Raw genomic sequence first — 22,843 nt, 5'->3', positions numbered from 1 at the left:
ATTAGTTTTGAGGGATAAACTCAAAAGCCAAAGCAGATTGCGTATTAAGTTCTTTAGGGATTTCTAAGCTCACTTTGCCCTTGGTTTCATCCCATTTTATCTTTTTCCCTGTTGAAACCAATACAATGTCAGTTCCTTTCTTTGGTATATTTCCATCCCAGCTAATCTTAAGCGGAGATTTTTCATTCGAACCTAAACAATAAATAGCAAAAAGTTTCTGGCCGTCTTTCGCTTGTGTAAACCAGGTTTGCCCGCTATTGTAGTTTTTGGTTGTTCTCGTATTATAGATTGCTTTACCGTTGACAGAGGTCCACTTACCAATATCTTCCAGCTTTTTAGTTACTTCTTCAGGAAAAGTTCCGTCAGGTTTTGGTCCTACACCCAAAAGCAAGCTTCCGCCTTTGGCCACAATTTCAACAAGTTTATTGATTACCTCTGAGGCCGGTTTATAATTATCATTAGGTACGAATCCCCAGGCGCCGCCTAAGGTCATACAACTTTCCCAAGGATAGTCTAATTGCTTTTCGGGTATTTTCTGTTCCGGTGTCTGATAATTTTCATAAGCGCCATGAACGGTTCTGTCGACCATAATTAAACCAGGCTGTGCTTTTCTGGCCATATCGGCAATTTTAGGCATATCAATGTTCTGGCTCCATTTAGGAATGTTTGCGCCCCAGGACAGTACTTCGGCATTAACAGATTCGAGCGGGCGAACCCAGCCACCATCAAGCCATAAAATATCTACACTACCATAATTGTGCATAAGCTCTCCAATTTGGTTGTAGGTAAAATCTTTAAATTTATTCCATCTCCATGGATATTTTCTAATGTCGTAATTGTTATTTCTATCGGCTGTTGCATATTTTTGCCACCAATAATATTGAGAATGCCAGTCGGGCTTAGAAAAATAGGCACCGATCATAAAACCTTCTTTTCTAAACGCATCGAAGACATATTTAGCTACATCTGCCTTTGGATTATTTGCAAAAGGGCCTTTGGCAATACTAAAATCAGATTGTTTTGTATCGAACATAGCAAAGCCATCATGGTGTTTGGTCGTAAAAACGAGGTATTTCATACCTGCAATTTTCCCTGCCCTAGCCCATTGTTCAGGGTTAAATTTCGTAGGATTAAACTGTTTGCTAAAATGCCAGTACCATTTTTTATAATCATCATACGAAATAGTTGAATCCCTTTCTATCCAGTCTTCAGAACAAATAGACCACGATTCTATAATTCCAGGAACAGCATACAAGCCCCAATGAATTATCATTCCAAATTTTTTATCCTGCCAGGTGTCTAACTTTTTTTTCACCAAAGGATCGGTTGGTGCCTCATAGTGTGTAGATTGAGGCATGATATCATTTTGCTGCGCCATCAAATCAACACTAAAAAATATAAGGAAAAACAATATGGAAATCTTGAGCTTCATAATAATTGTCAAATATGCCTGCTATATCGGAAAAATTTATCAATTGGGGGGCATTTAATTTTTATAAACAACCCCTGCACTGTTATCTAGCCGGCAACATGTAAAACCGGCATAAAAAAAGCGAAAGACTTTTATTCTTCCGCTTTGAGTAATTTATATATTAATGAATTCCGCTTAATAATCTATTCCAACGAATTTTATGCAGGAAAGACGCCTCACTATCCCAGCTCATCCATATAAAAAGTGCCTTACCAACAATATGATCTTCTGGCACAAATCCCCAGTAACGTGAATCTGCAGAATTATGACGGTTGTCGCCCATCATCCAATAGTAGTTCATCTTAAAGGTATATGAGGTTGCGATTTTATCGTTAATATACCAATCCTGACCCTTTTGCTCTACCTTATTTCCTTCGTATGTTCTTATGGCCCTATAATATAAAGGCATTGTATTGCTGTCAATTTTCACAGTCCAACCCTTTGCAGGGATCTTGATCGGACCAAAATTATCCCGGTTCCAGACCCGGTTTGGATCATGCGGAAATAGACCGCCAGCTTCAACTTCGCTGGCTGGCGCTGCGTCCATGGCTACACTTTTAACAAAGTCAAGCGCCCGGAGCTCATCTGCCATTTCAGGAGATATATTTACTACATATGTGTTTGCAGCAATTGCCGGTGTATTTCCAAGATCCAGTTTAAATTCATCCAATGCAGAATAATTGAAATCCATTGTTTTAAATTCAAGACGGTAAGGCATCATACCTGTACTTTTCAGCGGCTCATCTTTGCCATTTACATTAGCAATACCGTTCTTCATGCTGATAACATCTCCAGCGATACCTATACAACGTTTAATAAAGTTTTCACGTTTATCAACCGGCCTGCTGATTATTGTAAACTGACTATGAACAGATGCTCTGCCATATTGCCTTACCAAATCATAATAACTCGGCACCTGGTTTTCTACTGCTACCGTATCGCCTTCAGGAAAGTTAAATACAACCACATCATTTCTTTTAACGTCTGATAAACCTGGTAAACGACGGTATTTCCATTGAACGCCATCCCAATAAGCTTTTGTAGATGTAGTTAAAGGCATGGTATGGTGTGCAAAAGGAAAAGCAACAGGTGTCATCGGAACGCGGGCACCGTAATTCACTTTGCTCACGAAAAGGAAATCGCCTATAAGCAAAGAACGTTCCATCGAACCCGAAGGGATGGTGTACGCTTCAATAAAAAATACCCTGATAATGGTTGCTGCAACCACGGCAAAAACAATGGCATCCACCCACTCGCGGGTTTTGGTTTTTTTCTTCTTATTGGCATCCTTTTTCCTTTGCCAGAATTTGTAATTCATATTTTTTGTTTAGTTGGTTAAAAGATTAATTGCTTAACCCGGCTAACTGTTATCTGATTCTTCTTCCGGTATGATTCCACGGATTATGTGATTTCACCGATTTAATTTATTTTCTACCCGTTCAAACCGCCTGTTTTGGTCATTCCGCCTAGTCTTTTTAGCTTATTCAAATATATCAGTGATACTGAAAAATCCTTTTTTATTTTCAAGCCATTCTGCCGCCACAACTGCACCCAAAGCAAAACCCGCGCGATTGTGGGCAGTATGCTTAATTTCAATTTCATCAACCTCACTACTGTAAATTACGGTATGCGTTCCCGGAATGTTTTCAATCCGGTGTGATTCGATAAGCAGTTGTTCGCCCGTCGGAAATACTTCCACATTTGTTCCAACAACTTCGTTTAACCACTCCGTTTTTCTATCCAGATTGTCTACAATGCCTTCGGCAATGGTTATTGCGGTCCCACTTGGTGCATCAAGCTTTTGCACATGATGAATCTCTTCAACCTGAACTTCATAAGCCGGGTAGCTATTCATCAATTTAGCTAATGTTTGATTTAGTTTAAAGAATAAGTTAACGCCGATACTAAAATTAGACCCATAAAGTAAAGTATTGTTACTGCTGTTACATTCATTTTTAACTTCCTGGAGTTTACCATACCAACCGGTGGTACCAACAACCACAGGTACATTCGCATCAAAACAGGTATAGATATTCTTTATAACCGAGTCGGGTGTACTAAAATCAATGGCTACATCCGCCACCTTCAGGTTCTGTCTGGTTAAAGCTTCCTGATTATCGATTGAAATTTTTAACACGATTTCATGGCCACGTTCCAGTGCAAATTTTTCTATTATCTGCCCCATTTTACCATATCCTAAAAGCGCAATTTTCATTTGTTTATATTTTATAAATAACTGGTTAAAACCGTAAAGATACTTTTAAAGCTGGCATGACATTAAAACCGTACATTGAATTTTGGCTGTTTATTAATGATGGCATAATTTTCATCGCAACGGAATCATCTATATTGAAAAAATTGAGACGGGCTGCAACATAAGCGTCGATTACCTGTACGCCATAAACGGCAACATAGGAAAAAATGATAATCTGAGTATTCCTTTTATAAATCGCCTGAGCATCAGTAACATTAGTATCACCATACCTGATCAGATCCGGATTTTCTTTTTTTCCGGGATTCAACTGTCGGTATGTAGCTTCTTTTAAGAAAATCTTATAATTGTTTCGATTATCGATATAGGATATTGTAAGCAGTGTAAACCCGCCATAGATTATCCCAACTTTACTTAAAGTATATGTTTTTTGCCAGAAATGACCGGTTTTTTCGCCTTTGGCATTAAGTTTATCACGTAATAATTGGTTGTTATACAATTGACCCCAACCAGGAACAATCAGTGATTTAAAAATGGCTTTCCTGCCAGCAATTTTACCGGGGTTAATGTATTTTACCTTTGTGGTATCTTGTCTTTTCGATGATGAATCTATTCTGATATTTTTTTGCGGGACCGCCCTCGTTGTATCCAGCGGTTTTAAAACCGTATCCTTCACCTGGGCTGAAGCCAGATTTACAAAGAAAATGGCGAGTAATGAAAGAAATACTAAATATTTTCCTTTTAACATTACCAATCTAATAATTCTAAAATCCTGTTCAGATCTTCGTCGCTAACAAAAGGAATTTCGATTGCACCTTTACCATTCTGACTAACTTTTAATTTTACACGGGTGGCAAATTTTGAAGCTAAGTCATCTTGCAGTTTCTGATACTGAAAGGAAACTCCTTTCGCTTTTGGTTTATCTGCTACTTTAAGCTGCGTGTGTTGCAGGTTACGCACCAGTTCTTCTACTTTACGAACAGATAACCCTTTTTCTAAAATTTCCTGATGAATAAACAATTGTTTATCAACGCCATCAACATTGATTAAAGCCCTTGCATGGCCCATAGAAATTCTTTGATCGCGTATTGACGCCTGAATTGCTGGTGGAAGTTTTAGCAAACGTAAATAGTTGGTAACGGTTGTACGGTTTTTGCCCACACGCTCGCTTAACTGTTCTTGTTTTAAGCCAACTTCGTCAATCATTCTCTGAAAGCTCAACGCCACCTCAATGGCGTTTAAGTTTTCCCGTTGAATGTTTTCGATTAATGCCATTTCCAGCATTTGCTGGTCGTTGGCGCTGCGAATATAGGCAGGGACCTGTGTTAAGCCCGCTAATTTTGATGCCCTAAACCTTCGCTCACCAGAAATTAACTGGTATTTGTTGGCACCGACTTTTCTAACGGTTATCGGCTGAATTAAACCCTGCACCTTTATTGAATCGGCAAGTTCGTTTAACGCAACCTGATCAAACTCCGTACGGGGTTGGTAAGGATTGGTTTCAACTTCAGTTAAGCTCACATGACTAATGTTGCCAATCTGTTCCGTTTCACTCACCGCATTTACCTGTTGTTTCGGCGGATGAGTAGATTCGCTATCATCTAAAAGCGCACTTAAACCTCTTCCTAAACCTGTTTTTCGCTGAAAAGACGTCATCTATAATTTATAAAGTTGCTGTACCAATATTTTCTTCTTCTTTTAACAAGCCGTTTTTCTTAACGATTTCGCGGGCAAGATTTAAGTAATTAATTGCGCCTTTGCAATTGGCATCGTGCATAATTACAGAAACGCCATAGCTTGGCGCCTCACTCAACCTGGTGTTACGTTGTATAATGGTATCAAAAACCAACTCATGAAAATGCGTTCTGACCTCTTCCACCACCTGATTAGATAGACGTAAACGAACATCGTACATGGTTAGTAAAATACCTTCAATTTCTAATTCAGGATTTAAACGGTTTTGCACAATTTTAATTGTATTTAGCAATTTGCCTAATCCCTCCAATGCGAAATATTCGCACTGAACCGGAATGATAACTGAATCAGCAGCGGTTAAAGCGTTGATCGTAATTAAACCTAAAGACGGCGAGCAGTCGATAATAATGAAATCATATTGGTCTTTAATTTTCTCCAGAACAGCCTTCATTTTATATTCGCGGTTATTCAGATTAATCATCTCAATTTCCGCGCCCACCAAATCAATGTGAGCAGGCAGCAAATCTAAGTTTGGAGTATCGGTTTTTTGAATCGCCTGTAATGGATCGATGTCGTTAATGATACATTCGTAAATACTATCTTTTATATTTCTCGGATCGAAACCAATACCCGAAGTCGAATTCGCCTGAGGGTCAGCATCAACCAGTAAAGTTTTGTATTCCAGCACGGCTAAACTAGCAGCCAGATTTATTGATGAAGTTGTTTTACCAACACCACCTTTTTGATTTGCTAATGCAATAATTTTGCTCATCTATGTATCAGAAATTTACTTAACGCTATTAAGGCAACATACTTATACCTTTTAATCGACAAAAAGTTCTATTTTTGCGCTGTTTACGCCCTTTTTCTCAATCAGCTAAGATACAAACTATATGGCAATTTTAGCAATTAGGGCATTTGGGTTTTGAACATGTTATTAACAATTTGCCCATGATTACGATTATAGCTGCCACGAACAGACCAAATAGCAATACGTTAAAAGTTGCTAAATACTACCAGCAACAACTTAAAATCAAGGGTGTGGTTTCTAACTTACTCAGCCTTGAGCATTTACCTACCGACGTATTGAATACAGATATGTATGGTAAACGGTCGCAAGCTTTTCAAAAAATACAGGATTTAATAAACGCTACGGATAAATTTCTTTTCATCATGCCGGAATATAATGGCAGTTACCCGGGCGTTTTAAAAGTGCTTATTGATGCCTGCTCCTTTCCCGATAGCTTCTATGATAAAAAAGCGGCTTTAACAGGTATATCATCAGGTAAATATGGCAACATCAGAGGGGTGGATCATTTCACTGGAGTTTGCCATTATGTTCACTTAAATGTTTTGCCTTTGCGCCTGCACATCCCTAACATTAAAACGGAACTTGACGCTGATGGGAATCTGATAAGAGAAGATACGGTTAGGTTTGTTAATGAACAGATCGGTAAGTTTATTCATTTCTAGACCAGGATTTTCAAGATTTAATGATTTTCAGGATAAAGATCCTGAAAAACAATATATTATATTATTCTGGTCTTCGAAAACACAAGCCTGGAGTTTATAAGTTTATTCATTTCCAGACCAGGATTTTCAAGATTTAATGATTTTCAGGATAAAGATTCTGAAAAAACAATATATTATATTATTCGGTCTTCGAAAACACAAGTCTGGAGTTTATAAGTTTATTCATTTCCAGACCAGGATTTTCAAGATTTAATGATTTTCAGGATAAAGATCCTGAAAAAACAATATTTATATTATTTTGGCCTTCGAAAACACAAGCCTGGAGTTTATAAGTTTATTCATTTCTAGACCAGGATTTTCAAGATTTAATGATTTTCAGGATAACCCAATAGCCTCTATCTGATTCAATGGTTTTTTCTCACAGACCATTTTACTTCCGTTGTGGAAAATTGGCGTTGACATATTCTTTAAGCTTTTATCTTTAAGCTTTTAAACGCCGAATCTAATCCATTTATCGCCTTCATGGCCAAAAATAAATGAGCCAGGATGAAGCATTTCCGCCATATCCTCAATTAAAGAAACTGCATTTTCTGCAGAACGTTTCTGGTCGGTATCATCACTTAAAAGGATAACCCGATTGTTTTTAACGGCTTGCCATTCCGGATTTAATGCGGCAGGAACCTCACGCATTAAATCAGTTAAATTTTTTCCGGGCTGATAATAAACAATAAATACCGCGTTGAAAATATCCGTTTCCAACATCCCGCCGGCAATTGAGAGTTCTTCTGATAAATAGTAGGTGGGGTTACTATTAACATCGAGCAAAGCAGCCGGCATTTTATCCATAAATTTAATTTTATGTGTTACAATATCTAAACGTTCCTGAAAATTTTCTTTTGCGGCAGCGTCAAGGCCAATAAATAAATCGTTTAAAAAAGACATCTGCATTAAATTTATTAATTTGTGCAAAAATAACATTCCTTACCGCATGCGAGGCTCATTTCATTATATATTTTGGATTTTTTGCAGCATTATTTTCATTTCATGCAAAGAAACAGCAGAAAATAAAAACAAAAAGGTATTTAACATAAACCTCGATCAAGGTTTAACATCTTTAGATCCCGCTTTTGCCCGCAATCAAAATGCAATATGGATGACCAACCAAATTTTCAACGGATTGGTACAAATCGATTCTACTCTGCAAACCGTACCTTGTATTGCCAAAACCTGGCAAATTTCAGCAGACGCCTTAACTTACACCTTTAATCTTCGAAACGATGTTTACTTTCAGGATGACCCCATTTTTAAAAATGGAAAGGGTAGAAAAGTTGTAGCCAGCGATTTTGCTTACAGTTTTTACCGTTTAATAGACCCAAAAGTTGCATCATCAGGCGGATGGATTTTTAGTGATAAGGTAAAAGATGAGAAGAATTTTATTGCTCTTAATGATTCAACTTTCCAAATAAAACTCGTTCGCCCCTTTCCGCCATTTATGAGTTTGTTAACTTCACAATACTGCTCTGTTGTACCACGCGAAATTGTTGAGCATTATGGAAAAGATTTTCGAAGTCATCCGGTTGGCACAGGTCCCTTCAAATTTAAATATTGGAAAGAAGGTGAGATTTTGGTGCTCCTGAAAAATGAGCATTATTGGGAAAAAGACTCTAAGGGGCTCCAACTTCCATACCTGGATGCTTTAAAAGCTTCATTTATCACTGATAAGCAAAGTGGTTTTATGAGTTTCTTAAAAAAGGATTTAGATTTTTATTATAGTGTTGATGGTAGTTACCGCGACGATATTCTTACTAAAAGCGGCAAAATGACTTCCAAATACAAAGGGAAATTCACCTTGAGAAAGGGTCCTTATTTGTGTACAGAGTATGTAGGAATTCTGGTCGATTCTACATTGGACATTGTCAAAAGCTCTCCGCTTAGGTTTAAAAAAGTTCGTCAGGCCATAAATTATTCAATAGACAGGGAAAAGCTAATTAAATATTTAAGAAATGGCATTGGCATTCCCGCAACCTCCGGCTTTATACCTAAAGGGATGCCAGGTTTCGATAGCACGACTGTTCATGGTTATCACTATAATCCAAAACTGGCTGCGAAATTATTGGCCGAAGCGGGTTTTCCTGAAGGCAAGGGTTTAACGGAGATAACTTTGAATACGACGACAACCTACAAAGATTTGATTGAGTTTATTCAGGGAGAGTTAAGTGCAATTGGTATAAAGACAAAAATCGACGTTAGTCCGAGTGCCAGTTTAAGGGATCTGATGTCGAAAAACAATGTAAACTTCTTCCGCGGGAGCTGGATAGCCGACTACGCTGATGGAGAAAACTATTTATCTATGTTCTACTCCCGGAATAAAGTTCCATACGGACCTAATTATACTGCTTTTTATAACAAAGCATTTGATAAATTATTCGAAGAGAGTTACTATGAACCTGACAATAAAAAGCGTTTCAAACTGTATCAGCAGATGGATCAAATGGTAATGGATTATGCTCCGGTTGTTCCTGTCTTTTACGATCAATCGGTGGTTATGCTTCAGAACAACATTAGCGGTTATCCAATGAATCCGTTGAGTTTAATGATTTTGAAAAGGGTAAAGAAAATTTAACCGGGTTATTATTTTTTTTCTATAAGCTTTCTTTTTAGAAAGTCTGCCGTTGCTTCACTTACTTTTAATCCGTTAGAGAATTTCATCCAATGGTGTGTATCATCAGGAATGGCGAGAAATTCAAATTCAAATTTTTTGTCTTCGAATCGCTTCGCTAAATCGACACTTTGGTTAAAAGCGACATTTCTATCATCATCAGCATGAATTAGGAGGGTTGGTGATGTCCAGGTTTTGATATAGGTGACCGGCGAAGACTCAATTGCTTTTTTAGCGGCTAACACTGCATCCGGAGCAGGCTCCTTTGCGTCGGGGTTATTATTGCTAAATCGATTATTAACACCATGGATGTCTACTCCGGCAGCAAAGAGCTTAGAATCTTTACCTAAAGCTAAAGCAACCAAATACCCACCATAAGATCCACCATATATGCCTATTCTTTTATTGTCTATATCAGGTTGGGCAGCAAGCCATTCACCGGCGGCTTTAATATCCTGATATTCTGAGGCACCCTGTGCTCCGGCATTTATTGGTTTATGAAAATCAAAGCCATAACCCAATCCTAAACGGTAATTTACAGATAGTACAGTAAAGCCTAATTCCGCCAAATATTGATTTAAGGCATAATCGATAGAATAATAATCCATAGGATTCCAGCCTAAAAACATTTGCCTTTGCGGCCCGCCGTGAACGTAAACTATCGCTGGGCGTTTTTCAGCATTATTTTTTGGTAAAAATAATTGTCCATATACCGTTTTTCCATCTGCAGCTTTAAAGCTTACGTGTTTTGGTATAACCATGTTCCTGATTGGAAAATCTTTCGGAATTAATTTTTCACCAATTAAACTGATTTTCGTATTGTTTAAAACGGCAGGCAACAATGGTCTTTCTGCGGTTGAGCTCAAACAAAAAATAGTATTACCATCTCCGGAAACCACAGGATAAGACTCTATTCCAGAACCTGTACTCAGCGCTTTCATGTCGGGCTTATCGACAGAAACTTTGTATATGTGCCTGCGGTCCAAATCATCTTTACTGTTGCCAGTATTTGATGCAAAGACTATAGTTTTTCTATCATTGCTTAACTTCACATTTTCGACTACAAAATTACCTGGCGTTAACAATATTCTATTTGTACCATCAATGTTCATTGAATATAGATGAGGCCAACCATCTTCATACGATGCAGTAATAATTTTATCATTTGCCCAAAATAAATTTGCACCGCCATCAATTGATGGATATGAACCCATTACTGTTTCTGGTGCTTTCCATATTTGTTTACCCTGGCCTGTATTCAAATCGACCACACAAATTGCCCAGGGCTGGTGTTTTTTTGTTAAAATGGAATCAACAGCATTGCCGTTACCAGGTGTGCGCACAAAAACCAGTTTAGTACCGTCAGGAGACCAAACCGGAGTTGCATCTTTAGAAAACGATGGCTGAATCCATCGTATTGGTGTTTTGACATCACTATAAATACCAATAAACGAGTGGTCAGTTCTATTGGAAACAAAGGCTATCATCTTTCCATCAGGCGACCATTTGTATCCTGATTGAATGCCTTTCATATTGATGATAACTTTGGCTGGTGCAGAAGCGTCTATTGGAGCCAATAATAATTGACTGGCTTTCGAGAACACAATTTGATTTTCTGATGGCGAAATTACCGGGTTATCGCCTTCACTAATCAAATTGATTTTACCACCCGTAAATGGAACAGAATAAATCTCAACCTTTGGCATTATAGGGAAACTTGAAGCATTAACAGGACCTCCATCTCTTCCACCATGGTCGCCACCACGAACAAATACAACCCATTTGCCATCTGAAGAAATGGCCAGACCAGATAATTCTTGTCCATCATCCTCATCAAATGAGGTAATTTTCATTGCCTCATAATTTGGCGCCTCTGCAACATAAATATTTCTTTTTCCTTGCTCGTTCGCGGCCCAGGCTATTTTAGAACCTGCTGGAGCTGTAACCAGTTGACTTGGAAAGGGATAGCTTAAAACAGATTTTAGATTAAATTTTTGAGCATATATCTGAACGTATAAGACCATCAAAACAAAAACCAGTGTTATTTTTTTCATTATCTAAAATTTCGAATAAATTATAAAAAAAAGCCCTAACCGATAAACGGAAAGGGCTTAGAACGTAATTTTTATAAGATTGTTACTGATCCCACCATAACTTAGTTGTTCTTGGAACTTCTGCTGGAACATTAGCACCATTTTTACTTTTCTCTCCCTGTGGATAATCATTTCTACGAATAAAATCTGGCAACGTAACATTAACCGGGAGTGTAAAATCTTTATACTTATAATCATATCTTCTTGCATCATTCCATGCCTCGGGATTTAAGTAGGTTGCAACGTATTTTTCCTTAAAAATTAAATCTTTAGTAAAAGCAGCAACACCAACGGCAACTCTCGCATCTGCTAAATAAGCAGCCTTGTCGGTTGCAGCAACCTGAAATTTATCCATATTAGCAGAAATAGCTGCTAAGTAAGCATTATATGATTTGGTTTTATCGGTTGAAAAAGCCGCCTCCGCTTCAATAAATTTCATTTCAGCATATGTTGCGATAAAAATTGGAGCGGTTGGGCTCGTCCATGTTGAGTTTACGGAAATATAAGATTCATCTTTAACTGTATTTGCTCCAGGCAACCTGTTACCCGCACCATTAACTGTTCCGATATATATGTTATTAACTGTTCTGTCGGTAATTTTAGCAATTCTCGGATCAAGCAATCCATAGGTAGTTCCGTTTAAATGATCTATCAACTGCTCAGATAACCAGCCGCCAAGAGATTGTGAAGCATTACTGATAGCCACACTTGCCCAAAAATTCCTGATACTGAATGTCGACATTTGAGCGTCTTCAGCATTCGATGCAAAAGAATTAGTTACGGCTGCTAACACCGCAGTTGGATTGTAAGCTGATGTTTTACTTACCTTATTTAACAATCTGGCTTTTAAAGCATAGGCAAATTTTAACCAGTTAGCTCTTTCGTTCACACCCGTTGTACCATAAATCAGATCGCTGGTTGGTGCCAGTTTTATAGTGGAATTGGTTTTCGCCAATTCTACAATAGCTTCATCAACTAAAGCCATTGTCTGGCTATAAATCTCTTGTGCTGTATCATACTTCGGTGTAAAGTTTGTAATATCGAAAGCCTGAGAAAATGGCGCAGCGCCCCACATGTCGTTTACCATAATCAGGTTATAGGCGATGAGCACATCGGCAACACCCCTGTATTCACTAGAACCCTGAGCAATTGCCATTTTCTTCATTTCATTGGCATCAGCCATAGCAAAATAAAGCGCATCCCAGGTTCCGCTGAAATCTATAGATTGATAGGTATCGCCCGCACCCGAAGCAGCCGGATTTGCAGTGTATTGAACATAGGGTACAATAGCACTTGCAACATTATAATTATTAACACCTGCTTTACTTGTTGATGTAGCGAGTAATGATGCCAGAGTTGGCGCTGTCACCTGATTTGGGTTTTTAGCAACATCATCAAAATAGCTGTCTTTGCAGCCTTGAAGGGTAACACTAACCGCCAAAGCTGATAACACTGTATATTTTAAAATCTTTTTCATCGTTATCAAATTAAAAACCAACGTTTAGAGAGAACATAATTGTACGTGCTGTTGGGTATGTAAACCCGGCAGAACCATCATTATTGCTACTTGCATCGTAAGAACTTGATTCCGGGTCAACACCATAGTATTTAGTCCATAACCATAAGTTGTTACCTGTTACAGCAATTGAAGCAGATCGGATTGCTTTTTTAGGCAACCAGTTTGTTGGCAATGCATAACTCAAACTGGCAGAACGAAGACGGACCCAGGATGCATCTGTTACAAACGGCTCAGATACGTTTCTGTAAAGTCTGCGGTAATAACCTTCCCCGTAATCTACACCATCGGGTCCAAAGCGCTGACCCAGCCATACCTGTTTAGTATTCGGTGTCCCGTTTGCCAGAACACCTTCAAATGTTCTGAACGATCTTCTGTCGACAGTATAATCCGGTAAACCGAAAGCCGAATAAAAATCTTCCAGCCAGTTGTATTTTTCAAAGCCTAAGCGGGCATCAAACAAAACATTTAAGCTGAATCTTTTGTAGCTGAAATTATTACCCATACCGATTACATAATCAGGTTGAGAATTTCCTAGTATTCGTTGCGTACCCCCTGAAATGATTGGAAAGCCATCAGCACCGATAAGTAGTGGCAGATCTTTATCCAGGAAATTACCATCTTGTGGCTGACCACCAGAATACCTGTTAAAATAAGAGCCATAAATATTACCAAAAGATTCACCCTGAACCAGTTTCATGGTTACCCCGGCATTACCGTAACCTCTTGCAGCGCCATATATAATATCCGTTGGTAAATAAAGGATTTTATTTCTATTTGCAGATAAGTTTAAGTTAACACCCCATTTAAAATCTTTCCCATCGATTGGCTTTCCATTAATCACCAATTCGACACCACGGTTGCGAATATTACCTGCATTAATTGAAGTGGTTACATAACCAGTTGCTGAGGTAATTTGTGCCCTAACAATTTGATCTTTACTTAATGAATAGTAATAGGTAAGGTCGAAACCTAAGCGGCCTTTAAAGAAAGACATCTCCAGACCCGCCTCATAAGTATTCGTAAACTCGGGGCGAAGGTTTGGATTTCCAAGGTTTGATGCCAGGGTTAAACCTGTTGATCCTGTTGGCAAACCAGTGTATGTACCGAAACCGGATGAAGCACCGGCATAAATAGGCGCATCTTTACCCAGTTTAGCATAAGATAACCGCAGCTTAGCCTGACTAATAGAGGCCGGTAGTTTAAAATGGTCTGAAAACACATAACTTAAACTGGCTGATGGATAGAAAAATGACCTGTTCTCTTTAGATAATGTCGAGGTAATGTCGTTTCTTCCTGTAACGGTTAAGAATAGGAAGTTTTTGTAATCAAACGTGGCTTCACCAAAATAACCAATTAATCTTTTCTGCTCAAAACCCTGAGAAACACCGATTATTTTTGCATTTGCAAGATTAAAAAAATTATAAATGCTTAATTGGCTGCCCAGAGTACCAATGTTTTTAATTTTAGAGTCATACATCTCCTGCCCCAACCTCAAAGTACCGTTTATATCATTCGTTAATTTTGAAGTTAAAGTTGCTATAAAAGTTCCGTTTAGAGTTCTGGATTTAGCATTGTATTCACCATAAAAACCCTGGTCATTGTCATAAACCTGCTCGCCAGCTATCCCCATAGGCCCGGGTGCGGTTCTCACTCTATTATCATTGTAAGTATCTAAACCAAAACGATACGATAAGTTCAACCATTTCACCGGTTCATAACTTAGTGACGCCCCACTAATGAAACGATTCACATCACCTTTGAGTTGGTTTGTTTCAGTACCCCATATAGGATTATTGGTGCCAATGTATTTTTGTGTACCATTTTCATTGATATAATCGGCTACATCATAACGCGGAGACCAGTAAGCCAAACCTTCTCCAAACCTATCAGCACTGTAAGTATAGCCACCAGCATTACTAAAATTCATATTGACGGCAGCCTTGAACTTAGGGCTGATTGTGATGTCGGTATTCAACCTTGCTGATAAGTTTTTATAATCAGTATTAGGCATCATGCCTTTTTGGTACAATTGAGATACGGAAGAGAAGAATCTGACCGCTTCAGAACCGCCTGCAACGGACACGGAGTTCTTAACTTGCTGTCCCGTCCCAAATGCCCGGTCATAATTATCATAAAGTTGATCGGGGTGTGTCGGGTCAATGGCCTTCGCCTCAGCAATTGTTGGTCCCCATGCTGGTCCAATACCACTTGGTGGATTAGCATAAACCCCTAAAACACCCTGCGTATATTCTTTTTGAACAGCCGGTTTTTTTAAAACTTCATCAAAACCATAGCTACTGCTTAAGTTGACGCTTATACCCCCTGCCTTGCCTTTCTTTGTCGTGATCACCACCACACCATTAGCGCCTCTTAAACCGTATAATGCTGTAGCTGCACCACCTTTTAAAATGTTAATGGTTTCAATATCATCGGGATTAATATCCGACGCTCGGTTACTTACACCCCTTGCGCCATACGAATTACCACTTGGATTTGCACCTAAAGTCGATGTTGTGTTATCAATCTGAACACCGTCAATTACATATAATGGATCACTGGGCGTATTTGGGTCGATAGAGTTAACCCCTCTGATCCGGATGTTTGCACCCTGGCCAGGACCACCACCCATACTTGAAATGGTTGCGCCCGCTACCTTGCCTTGCAAAGCGTTAATTAAGTTTGGCTGTCGGTTAAAATTCAAATCGTCACTGTTAACCTGCTGAGCAGCATAACCCAGCGATTTAGCCTGCCGGGTAATTCCTAACCCTGTAGAAACAGTTACTTCCTGCAATTCTTGCGCATCAGCAACCAGCGAAACGTTAACTGTTGTCCTGTCGCCCACGCTAATTTCACGGGTTGTATAACCAATTGCATTAATTACGATAGTTGCGTTTGTTTGCGGAACCTGTAAAGTAAAACTTCCATTTCCATCCGTAGATGTACCAGTTGAAGTTCCTTTAACTTTTACACTTGCACCGGGCAGGGCCTGGCCATCATCTGATGAAGTAACTTTTCCGCTAATGGTTCTCACCTGAGCTATAGTCGGCAGGCCAGCGAAAAGTACACACAGAAAAAGCAGCGAAGTAAAGATTTTTCTCATATCTCTGTTGTTTAGGTTGATTTTTTTTAGTTAAATGCAATATAAGTTTTTTAAAAGCAAAATATAGCACTAAAACCAATAAATACAGCAATTTCTCGCAATCTTTGCTTTAAAAAAACAGCTAAACCTGCAACTCAACGCAAAAAGATTGCTAAAAGGATGCATAACCTTACAAAAACAACACTTGACAATTAAATTTTTAAATGCTATTTGGCAACCGGCTTAATCAATAATCCATTAAATACAAAAAGCCTTTCTAGATTTTAGAAAGGCTTTTTGTATTTAATGTCGCAGGCTTTAACTATTGTTGAACACCACCCATTCCCCCGCCTTGCTGTTGCTGATCCTGTTTAATGTCATCGTTTTTAATTTTCTTTTTCTCAGTGAATTTAAGCTTACCAAAAGTGTAGCTGAAGTTTAACGTATAATTACGCAATGGATAGTAAATGTTTTGACTTTGATAAATGGTACCGGTTTGATTAACAGCATTATTTATCGTTTTTATATGCAAGTTCTTTGTAAATGGATTTAATGTACCTAAACCAATGCTGCCTTTTTTCTTAAAAATTTCCTTTTTGATGGATGCGCCATAAATATAAAAAGGATCGGTAACACCTTGATAAGTGCGTCTTTTAGAAGTAATCACATTAAATAACTCAAAGTTGTAACCTTTACCAAAACCATATGCCGAACGTACAAACCAGTTAAAATTAAAAAAGGTGCCTGTGTTAACATTAGTCGTGTTATTGGTTACCGAATATGTATTACCTGAAAAGTTGGTCATTAAAGTCCATTTTGGCTTAGGATTATAAGATGCAAATACGTTAAACCCATAAACTGGCGCTGTACCAACATTTATGTAGGAAGTTAATGTTTTATTTACACCGTTCTCAGTTATAGGAGAGATTGAGTTTTCTATCACATCACTGGTGCGGCGATAAAATACCGATGCATTTATTATTGATCCTTTAATAAAGGTATTATAGCCCAATTCCAAGTTGTCGCTTAACTCAGGACTTAACTGGGGATTACCCTGCATAACATTAAACTGGTCGCTTTCATTACGAAAGGGATTCAGATAAGTTTGTGAAGGCCTTTGCACGCGGCGGTTATAACTTAACTTCAGAGTTGCGCCACCTTTTAGGTTTTGCGATATGATAGCACTTGGAAATAAGTTTAAATAATCGTTTTTCTGTACGCCGCTAGTTTGTGTGTTAAAATCGATTTGAGTGTACTCTGCCCTGATACCACCCTTAAACTTTAATTTTTTGGTTAAATCGAAGCTGATAACACCGTAAGCAGCGCCCACATTCTGGTTGTATTCGAAGTCTTGAGCAGTATTATCAAACTCACTTTGTATGTCGCGTAAAATTGCTTTTGCACCGACCTCTAACGTTGTTTTTTTATTAAACGGATAAATATAATCTGTTTGAAAGGTATACTCATTGTTTTTTGCTGTGTTGTTACTGTTTGTTTGCAAACCCGATGGGAAGGCTGCTGAAGTTAGCAAATTGCTGAAACTCGTTGGCGTACGGCCAGAAGATAACTGCGCAGAAATGGAAAACTCCTCACCTTCTTTTTTACTGGTTTTACGGTAATCTACATTCCAGTCTAAATTTCTGAAGGCCATATCCATATCGCCGATGTTGGACGCACCCACGTTATTAATCAGATAACTGGTTTCGCTTGGTCCGCCATTTGAGAAACTATTAAATTTTGCAGTCGTACTAAGGTTGTTATAAGCGTTAAAGTCGTAATCTAAACCTACACTTCCATTATATCCATTTCGGCTCCATTTTGAAAATCCACTTTGTGAAATATTATTTGTTGTACCATTTAGGTAGGTTGTGTTGGTTATAAATTCAGTTTGTGATTTTTGAGCATAGGCTAAATTTGTTCCCAAGCTTGTATTAACGCTCAATCGACCCGTTTTTGCGGTTAAGTTAAATGAGCCATTATTCTGACGGGTTCCTGCAGCTGCATTAACTGAACCACTCACACCCTGGGCATTTGATTTCTTTGTAATAATATTAATGATACCGCCGGAACCTTCAGCGTCATATTTTGCAGATGGGCTGGTGATTACTTCGACAGTTTTGATTTGTTCTGCAGGAATCATTTTTAATGCATCAGCCACACTGCTTGCCATTGTGCCCGAAGGTTTACCGTTAATTAACACCCGAACAGCACCGCCGCGGAGTTGAATATTTCCGGTAGGATCAACTGAAAGCATTGGCACTTTACGCATTACATCCGTTGCATCACCCCCGGCATTTGTGCCATCAGCCTCAGCATTGTAAACCATTCTGTCAATTTTATTCTCAATAATGGCTTTAGTACCTGTAATTTGTACATCAGTCAGGTTATTTTCTGTAGAAGATATAACCACAGTACCTAAGTTAAAATCGGGTTTGGCTGGTGTTGTAGTAACTAAAATAGTTTTCGTTTTGTAGCCCATAAAACCAATCATCAGTTTATAGGCGTCGGGCGCAACATTCTGCAAAATCAACTTTCCTTTTTCATCCGTAACGCCACCATTTACAGACTTGTTATCTTTAACTTTTAGTAAGGATATTGTTGCATAATCTATCGGTTTTTTACTCACCGAATCCAAAACGGTAATGCTGATGCGACCCGAAACGGATGCTTTTGAAGCACCGCCCATTCCGAATTGTGCATGAACGTTTAGATATATACCGAGAATAAAAGTTAATAGTAGAATTCTTTTCATATTAATAATTTTGTAATTAGTCTGCGTAAATCGCGTTTTGTTACAAACAGTACAGTGGTTTTACGCAATTGGGTTAATTTGGTCGGCAAAGGTGCAAAAATACCAGTAGAAAAAGATGGGGGATGGAAAATAGATTAGATAGAAGAGGTGAAACTGGAAACAGATAGGCGATAATAGATAATAAAACAATTAAATATGAAAAAGAGCCAATAAGCACTCCCCATCATCTCCAACCTGCAAAGAAATTACTGTTAATCCGATAATTATATGCTTCGACTGTAATTACTGTCGATTTCCACCCATGGATATAAGTGAACAAATACACGCCTTGCCCTCTGGGCACTCCTCTAAAATGGGGGAATGCATTGCAGAAAAATTAATTTTAAACGAAACTAAACCTTTCTAATCTTAATAATCTTCATCCAGTGCAGCATTTTCATAACGGGATAAGTTGGGTCAAATTCCCACCATTTTGTAGCAAAATTGGGGCTATTAGGTTTCTTATGATGGTTGTTTTGAAATAACTCGCCCATTAAAAGAAAATCCCAGGGTAAGGAGTTCTTGCTATGATCATCATTATCATGGTTTGAGTAACCATATTTATGTCCGCACCAGTTAACGATCGCGCCGTGCAACGGCCCCATCAAAAAGTGCACCGGCAATAAAATGAACAACCACCAGTGATTAGCGAACATCACATAAAAGCCAATGTAAAATAAACCACAACCAATTCGCCACAACCATGAATTTCCTATTTTATCAACTAAAGGCCACTCTGGATAATTACCCTGAAAAGCAGGCTCAGGTTGTATTTTAAAATGCAGATAGTTCATGTACATGTTTTTGGTTGCTATCATCATCCCAAACACATCTTTAAAAAAATGTGGGGAGTGTGGGTCTTTCTCCGTATCACTGTAAGCATGGTGCATACGATGCAAGATGGCATAAGCCCTTGGATTTAAAAACGATGAACCTTGAGAAACAAGTAAAATTAAATAAAAAAATTTCTCCCAAAAAGGCTCCATTTTGAACATCTTATGTGATGAATAACGGTGAAGAAAAAAGGTTTGACTGAATAGGGACAAAAACCAGTGGCAAAGAAAGAAAAAAAGGATAATCATGTATGGGGTGTATGCTTATTAAACGTAAATCTGCTACGTTTAGTTTTAGATATAAAAGAAAACCAACTTTATCGGGAATATTTAGATGGAAAAAATCCTGTCTCAGCAATCGAAACAGGATTTAAAGGTATATTTTTATCTTCCGAAATCGTCCTGAACTCTTACAATATCGCTTTCATCTGAAGGGTTCGAGGCATCGGTATGCTGCCAGATTTCTGCAACAACACCCCAATCGTCTAAACCGATTAAACGATGACGTTCACCTTGTTGTAATTTGATTTGGTCTTTAGGTGCGTATTTTTTTACTTCACCTTCTTCATCCGTTTCGCTGGTTTTAATGCCAACTGTACCGGTAACCACCTGCCAAATTTCAGCTCTGCGGTGATGATATTGCCAGGAAAGGCGTGTATTGGGTGCTACTATTAATATTTTTGGACTTAATTTTCCGCCAATTTTTAAACTTTCTACATCTAAACCGTCAAAATAAGTATCGGCAAATTGTTGTGCCTGTGCTTCGTCTATCACAAAAAAACCTCCCCAAGGGCGAGTTTCATCGCGGTTTACTACATTAAAACCTTCAACTTTCAAACGTTGTGCAACGTTATCGAATATTTCTTTTTTGTCGTTTTCCATAATTGGCGTAAAAATAATGCTTTGAAATTAAAAAAGCCCTTTCGGGCTTTTTATTTTTTTCCAGAATCAATTCTACTTAATCTCTGATATAACGATATCGGTGGCCTGACCGATAGATTGAACAATAATGGGAAATGCAGCGTTATTTAAAATCCACAACTCTTGTTTACCATCCTCACTAATTACATGGAAAACGTCTACTTCTTTTCCACTTATTTTAACAACTCCGGTTTCAGGCGATTTCACTTTAAACTTTGCCCCGCCATAAGTGAAAGCTTTGGTATCACTTAGTGTTTTAAAAGCTGCTTTAGAAATTATACCGAATGTTTCGGTATCACTTAATTTAGTTACACCTAATGCAGGTTGTGTTACAGCCAAAAATTGAGTTCCACTTTCTACAGACTGTACACTCATTTCGAAGGCACCCTCACCATAGCCTTCAACAGACCAACCAATGCTTACCGGCGCAGTAATACTTTTGACAGTTAGCAACAAAGGAAATTCCTGGCCCTGAACAAATGCACTTGCGTACATAGCCGTACCGGCCTTAATTTCAGGAACAGTTTTTTGTGCTCTCGCACCTATAAATGTGGCTAAGCAAAAACAAATAGCAATAATCTTTTTCATAATTAAGAAAGTTTTTTTGAAGATAACGGTTTTTAGGGAGATTAAAAATAGCCCGTAAAAAAAGCCTTCATCTTTTTAGTATGAAAGCTTTTGTATATGTTTGAAAAAGGACTAATTCTCTGAGATGTTCTCTAAAACCGTTTCTATAAAAATTGATTTTCCGTTATTCCATGTTTGTGGTGAAGACATATCTTGTATTATGTTCTTCATTTTATAATCAGGAATTTTTCCAAGATTTTTGAATTCAGTGACCAGACTGTAAGAATTCATATCACCAAATCCTCTTAAAAGCATAACTTTTTGAAGAAAAATGCTTAAATCCGATTTTTTGTTTGGAGTTTCCATGAAGCAAAAATAATAAATATACTGATTAATAATACAGTAAAATTACCCTTTTTGTAATTATTTTTGTGATTTTAATCAATAACAGAACAATTCACCATTGGTGATTTAAAGGTGTAGTCCTGTATAAAGTTATGATTACGCCAAAAAAAGGACTTAACATCCTGCATTTGGATTATGCTGTCTGTAAGATATGGAACCATGAACAAGTAGGTTGTAAGCTGGCATTATAAAATGCTTTCAATTTTTCCCGGCCATCAGGCCCACATTGCTTCTGAGGCAGTTTTACCTACAGATATTGCCATACATTTTGAAGTTTTTTAAATTAGCGCTTACATTTAAAACAAACTACTTTACACGGTTCGCATTCGTTAAAATAAATACGGAATACCGCAACCGACAGAGATTGATGTAATTTTAATTTCTTTCAAACATTTTAAATCATTATTTGCTTATAATTGACAAGCTTAAAATAAAATTGACAGTATGGACATTACCAAAATTTTTAAAAATAATCAAGAATGGGTTCAAAAAAGATTGAATCTGGAACCGGAATATTTTAGTAATCTTGCGAAGGGGCAGACCCCTGATATCCTTTATATTGGATGCTCCGACAGCCGCGTAACAGCTGAAGAACTTATGGGCGCAGCACCTGGCGAAGTTTTTGTATTAAGAAATATTGCAAACATGGTTCCTAATACGGATTTAAGCGCAATGTCAGTAATTAACTATGCGGTAATGCATTTAAAAGTTAACCACATCGTTGTGTGTGGCCATTATTATTGCGGAGGCGTACAAGCGGCAATGAAATCAGCAGATCTCGGGATATTAAATCCCTGGCTAAGAAATATACGTGATGTGTACAGAACGCATCAAGACGAACTGAATGGGATTGCAGATGAGGAACTCCGCTACAAAAGATTGGTGGAACTTAACGTAGAGGAGCAATGTATTAATGTAATTAAAACGGCAGAAGTTCAGAAAGCACGTAAAGAAAGAAACCTAATGGTTCATGGTTGGGTTTTTGATGTACATACCGGGGAATTAATCGATTTAAAAATCGATTTTGTCAAATTGCTCGATAAAATCATGGCGATTTACCATCTTGATTAAATCCACATCTTTGTAAAGAATTTCAAATTAGCTAGTGATTAAAACGCTGATTTG

18 protein-coding genes are annotated in these 22,843 nt (G+C 38.0%); 3 read left to right on the top strand and 15 right to left on the bottom strand.

The window, feature by feature from the left end; translation table 11 throughout:
• Nucleotide 1: 1 nt before the first annotated feature.
• The 6 genes from ASF92_RS19260 to ASF92_RS19235 form a co-directional block, all read right to left on the bottom strand.
• On the bottom strand, nt 2-1,432 hold the full coding sequence (locus ASF92_RS19260; protein ID WP_056097286.1) for an alpha-L-fucosidase: 1,431 nt from the start codon (nt 1,430-1,432) through the stop codon (nt 2-4).
• A 160-nt stretch (nt 1,433-1,592) separates the two neighbouring features.
• Nucleotides 1,593-2,789: a signal peptidase I gene (gene lepB / locus ASF92_RS19255; protein WP_056097283.1), complete on the bottom strand. Its 1,197-nt coding sequence runs from the start codon at nt 2,787-2,789 to the stop codon at nt 1,593-1,595.
• 162 nt (nt 2,790-2,951) lie between these two features.
• Nucleotides 2,952-3,686 (bottom strand): 4-hydroxy-tetrahydrodipicolinate reductase, encoded by a 735-nt coding sequence (gene dapB / locus ASF92_RS19250; protein ID WP_056097281.1) that lies wholly within the window; start codon nt 3,684-3,686, stop codon nt 2,952-2,954.
• 25 nt (nt 3,687-3,711) lie between these two features.
• Complete coding sequence (locus ASF92_RS19245) at nt 3,712-4,431, bottom strand: DUF5683 domain-containing protein (RefSeq protein ID WP_056097279.1); 720 nt, start codon at nt 4,429-4,431, stop codon at nt 3,712-3,714.
• Nucleotides 4,431-5,339 (bottom strand): ParB/RepB/Spo0J family partition protein, encoded by a 909-nt coding sequence (locus ASF92_RS19240; protein WP_056097276.1) that lies wholly within the window; start codon nt 5,337-5,339, stop codon nt 4,431-4,433. The genes ASF92_RS19245 and ASF92_RS19240 overlap by 1 nt, the downstream gene beginning before the upstream one ends.
• Nucleotides 5,340-5,346: 7 nt before the next feature.
• On the bottom strand, nt 5,347-6,150 hold the full coding sequence (locus tag ASF92_RS19235) for a ParA family protein (protein ID WP_056097274.1): 804 nt from the start codon (nt 6,148-6,150) through the stop codon (nt 5,347-5,349).
• Between the two features lie 179 nt (nt 6,151-6,329).
• Between ASF92_RS19235 and ASF92_RS19230 the strand changes: the two genes are divergently transcribed.
• Nucleotides 6,330-6,851: an NADPH-dependent FMN reductase gene (locus tag ASF92_RS19230; protein WP_056097272.1), complete on the top strand. Its 522-nt coding sequence runs from the start codon at nt 6,330-6,332 to the stop codon at nt 6,849-6,851.
• Nucleotides 6,852-7,340: 489 nt separating this feature from the next.
• On the opposite strand, the gene ASF92_RS19225 is transcribed toward ASF92_RS19230, so the two are convergent.
• Complete coding sequence (locus ASF92_RS19225; protein ID WP_157263986.1) at nt 7,341-7,793, bottom strand: hypothetical protein; 453 nt, start codon at nt 7,791-7,793, stop codon at nt 7,341-7,343.
• A 211-nt stretch (nt 7,794-8,004) separates the two neighbouring features.
• Here ASF92_RS19225 and ASF92_RS19220 point away from each other — a divergent pair, with 211 nt between their 5' ends.
• On the top strand, nt 8,005-9,474 hold the full coding sequence (locus tag ASF92_RS19220; protein WP_231729870.1) for an ABC transporter substrate-binding protein: 1,470 nt from the start codon (nt 8,005-8,007) through the stop codon (nt 9,472-9,474).
• Between the two features lie 8 nt (nt 9,475-9,482).
• Here the strand turns inward: ASF92_RS19220 and ASF92_RS19215 are convergent, their stop codons facing one another.
• The 8 genes from ASF92_RS19215 to ASF92_RS19180 form a co-directional block, all read right to left on the bottom strand.
• Nucleotides 9,483-11,564: a prolyl oligopeptidase family serine peptidase gene (locus ASF92_RS19215; protein ID WP_056097266.1), complete on the bottom strand. Its 2,082-nt coding sequence runs from the start codon at nt 11,562-11,564 to the stop codon at nt 9,483-9,485.
• Between the two features lie 82 nt (nt 11,565-11,646).
• Entirely contained in the window at nt 11,647-13,080 is a 1,434-nt protein-coding gene (locus tag ASF92_RS19210; RefSeq protein ID WP_056097263.1) for a SusD/RagB family nutrient-binding outer membrane lipoprotein, read from the bottom strand.
• 10 nt (nt 13,081-13,090) lie between these two features.
• Nucleotides 13,091-16,222 (bottom strand): SusC/RagA family TonB-linked outer membrane protein, encoded by a 3,132-nt coding sequence (locus tag ASF92_RS19205; RefSeq protein WP_056097261.1) that lies wholly within the window; start codon nt 16,220-16,222, stop codon nt 13,091-13,093.
• 301 nt (nt 16,223-16,523) lie between these two features.
• On the bottom strand, nt 16,524-18,953 hold the full coding sequence (locus ASF92_RS19200; RefSeq protein ID WP_056097259.1) for a TonB-dependent receptor domain-containing protein: 2,430 nt from the start codon (nt 18,951-18,953) through the stop codon (nt 16,524-16,526).
• A gap of 392 nt (nt 18,954-19,345) precedes the next feature.
• Nucleotides 19,346-20,074, bottom strand: a complete 729-nt coding sequence (locus ASF92_RS19195; protein ID WP_056097257.1) for an acyl-CoA desaturase — start codon at nt 20,072-20,074, stop codon at nt 19,346-19,348.
• Between the two features lie 135 nt (nt 20,075-20,209).
• Nucleotides 20,210-20,707, bottom strand: coding sequence for a phosphoheptose isomerase (locus tag ASF92_RS19190; RefSeq protein ID WP_056097255.1), 498 nt, complete (start codon nt 20,705-20,707; stop codon nt 20,210-20,212).
• Between the two features lie 72 nt (nt 20,708-20,779).
• Complete coding sequence (locus ASF92_RS19185; protein WP_056097253.1) at nt 20,780-21,334, bottom strand: hypothetical protein; 555 nt, start codon at nt 21,332-21,334, stop codon at nt 20,780-20,782.
• 111 nt (nt 21,335-21,445) lie between these two features.
• Nucleotides 21,446-21,679, bottom strand: a complete 234-nt coding sequence (locus tag ASF92_RS19180) for a hypothetical protein (protein WP_056097251.1) — start codon at nt 21,677-21,679, stop codon at nt 21,446-21,448.
• A 483-nt stretch (nt 21,680-22,162) separates the two neighbouring features.
• Between ASF92_RS19180 and ASF92_RS19175 the strand changes: the two genes are divergently transcribed.
• A complete protein-coding gene (locus tag ASF92_RS19175) occupies nt 22,163-22,789 on the top strand; it encodes a carbonic anhydrase (protein WP_056097249.1) in 627 nt (208 codons plus the stop codon).
• Nucleotides 22,790-22,843: the final 54 nt, after the last annotated feature.

It is taken from the genome of Pedobacter sp. Leaf176 (assembly GCF_001424305.1).
GTDB lineage: Bacteria > Bacteroidota > Bacteroidia > Sphingobacteriales > Sphingobacteriaceae > Pedobacter.
This window is presented reverse-complemented; position numbering and strand designations above follow the sequence as displayed.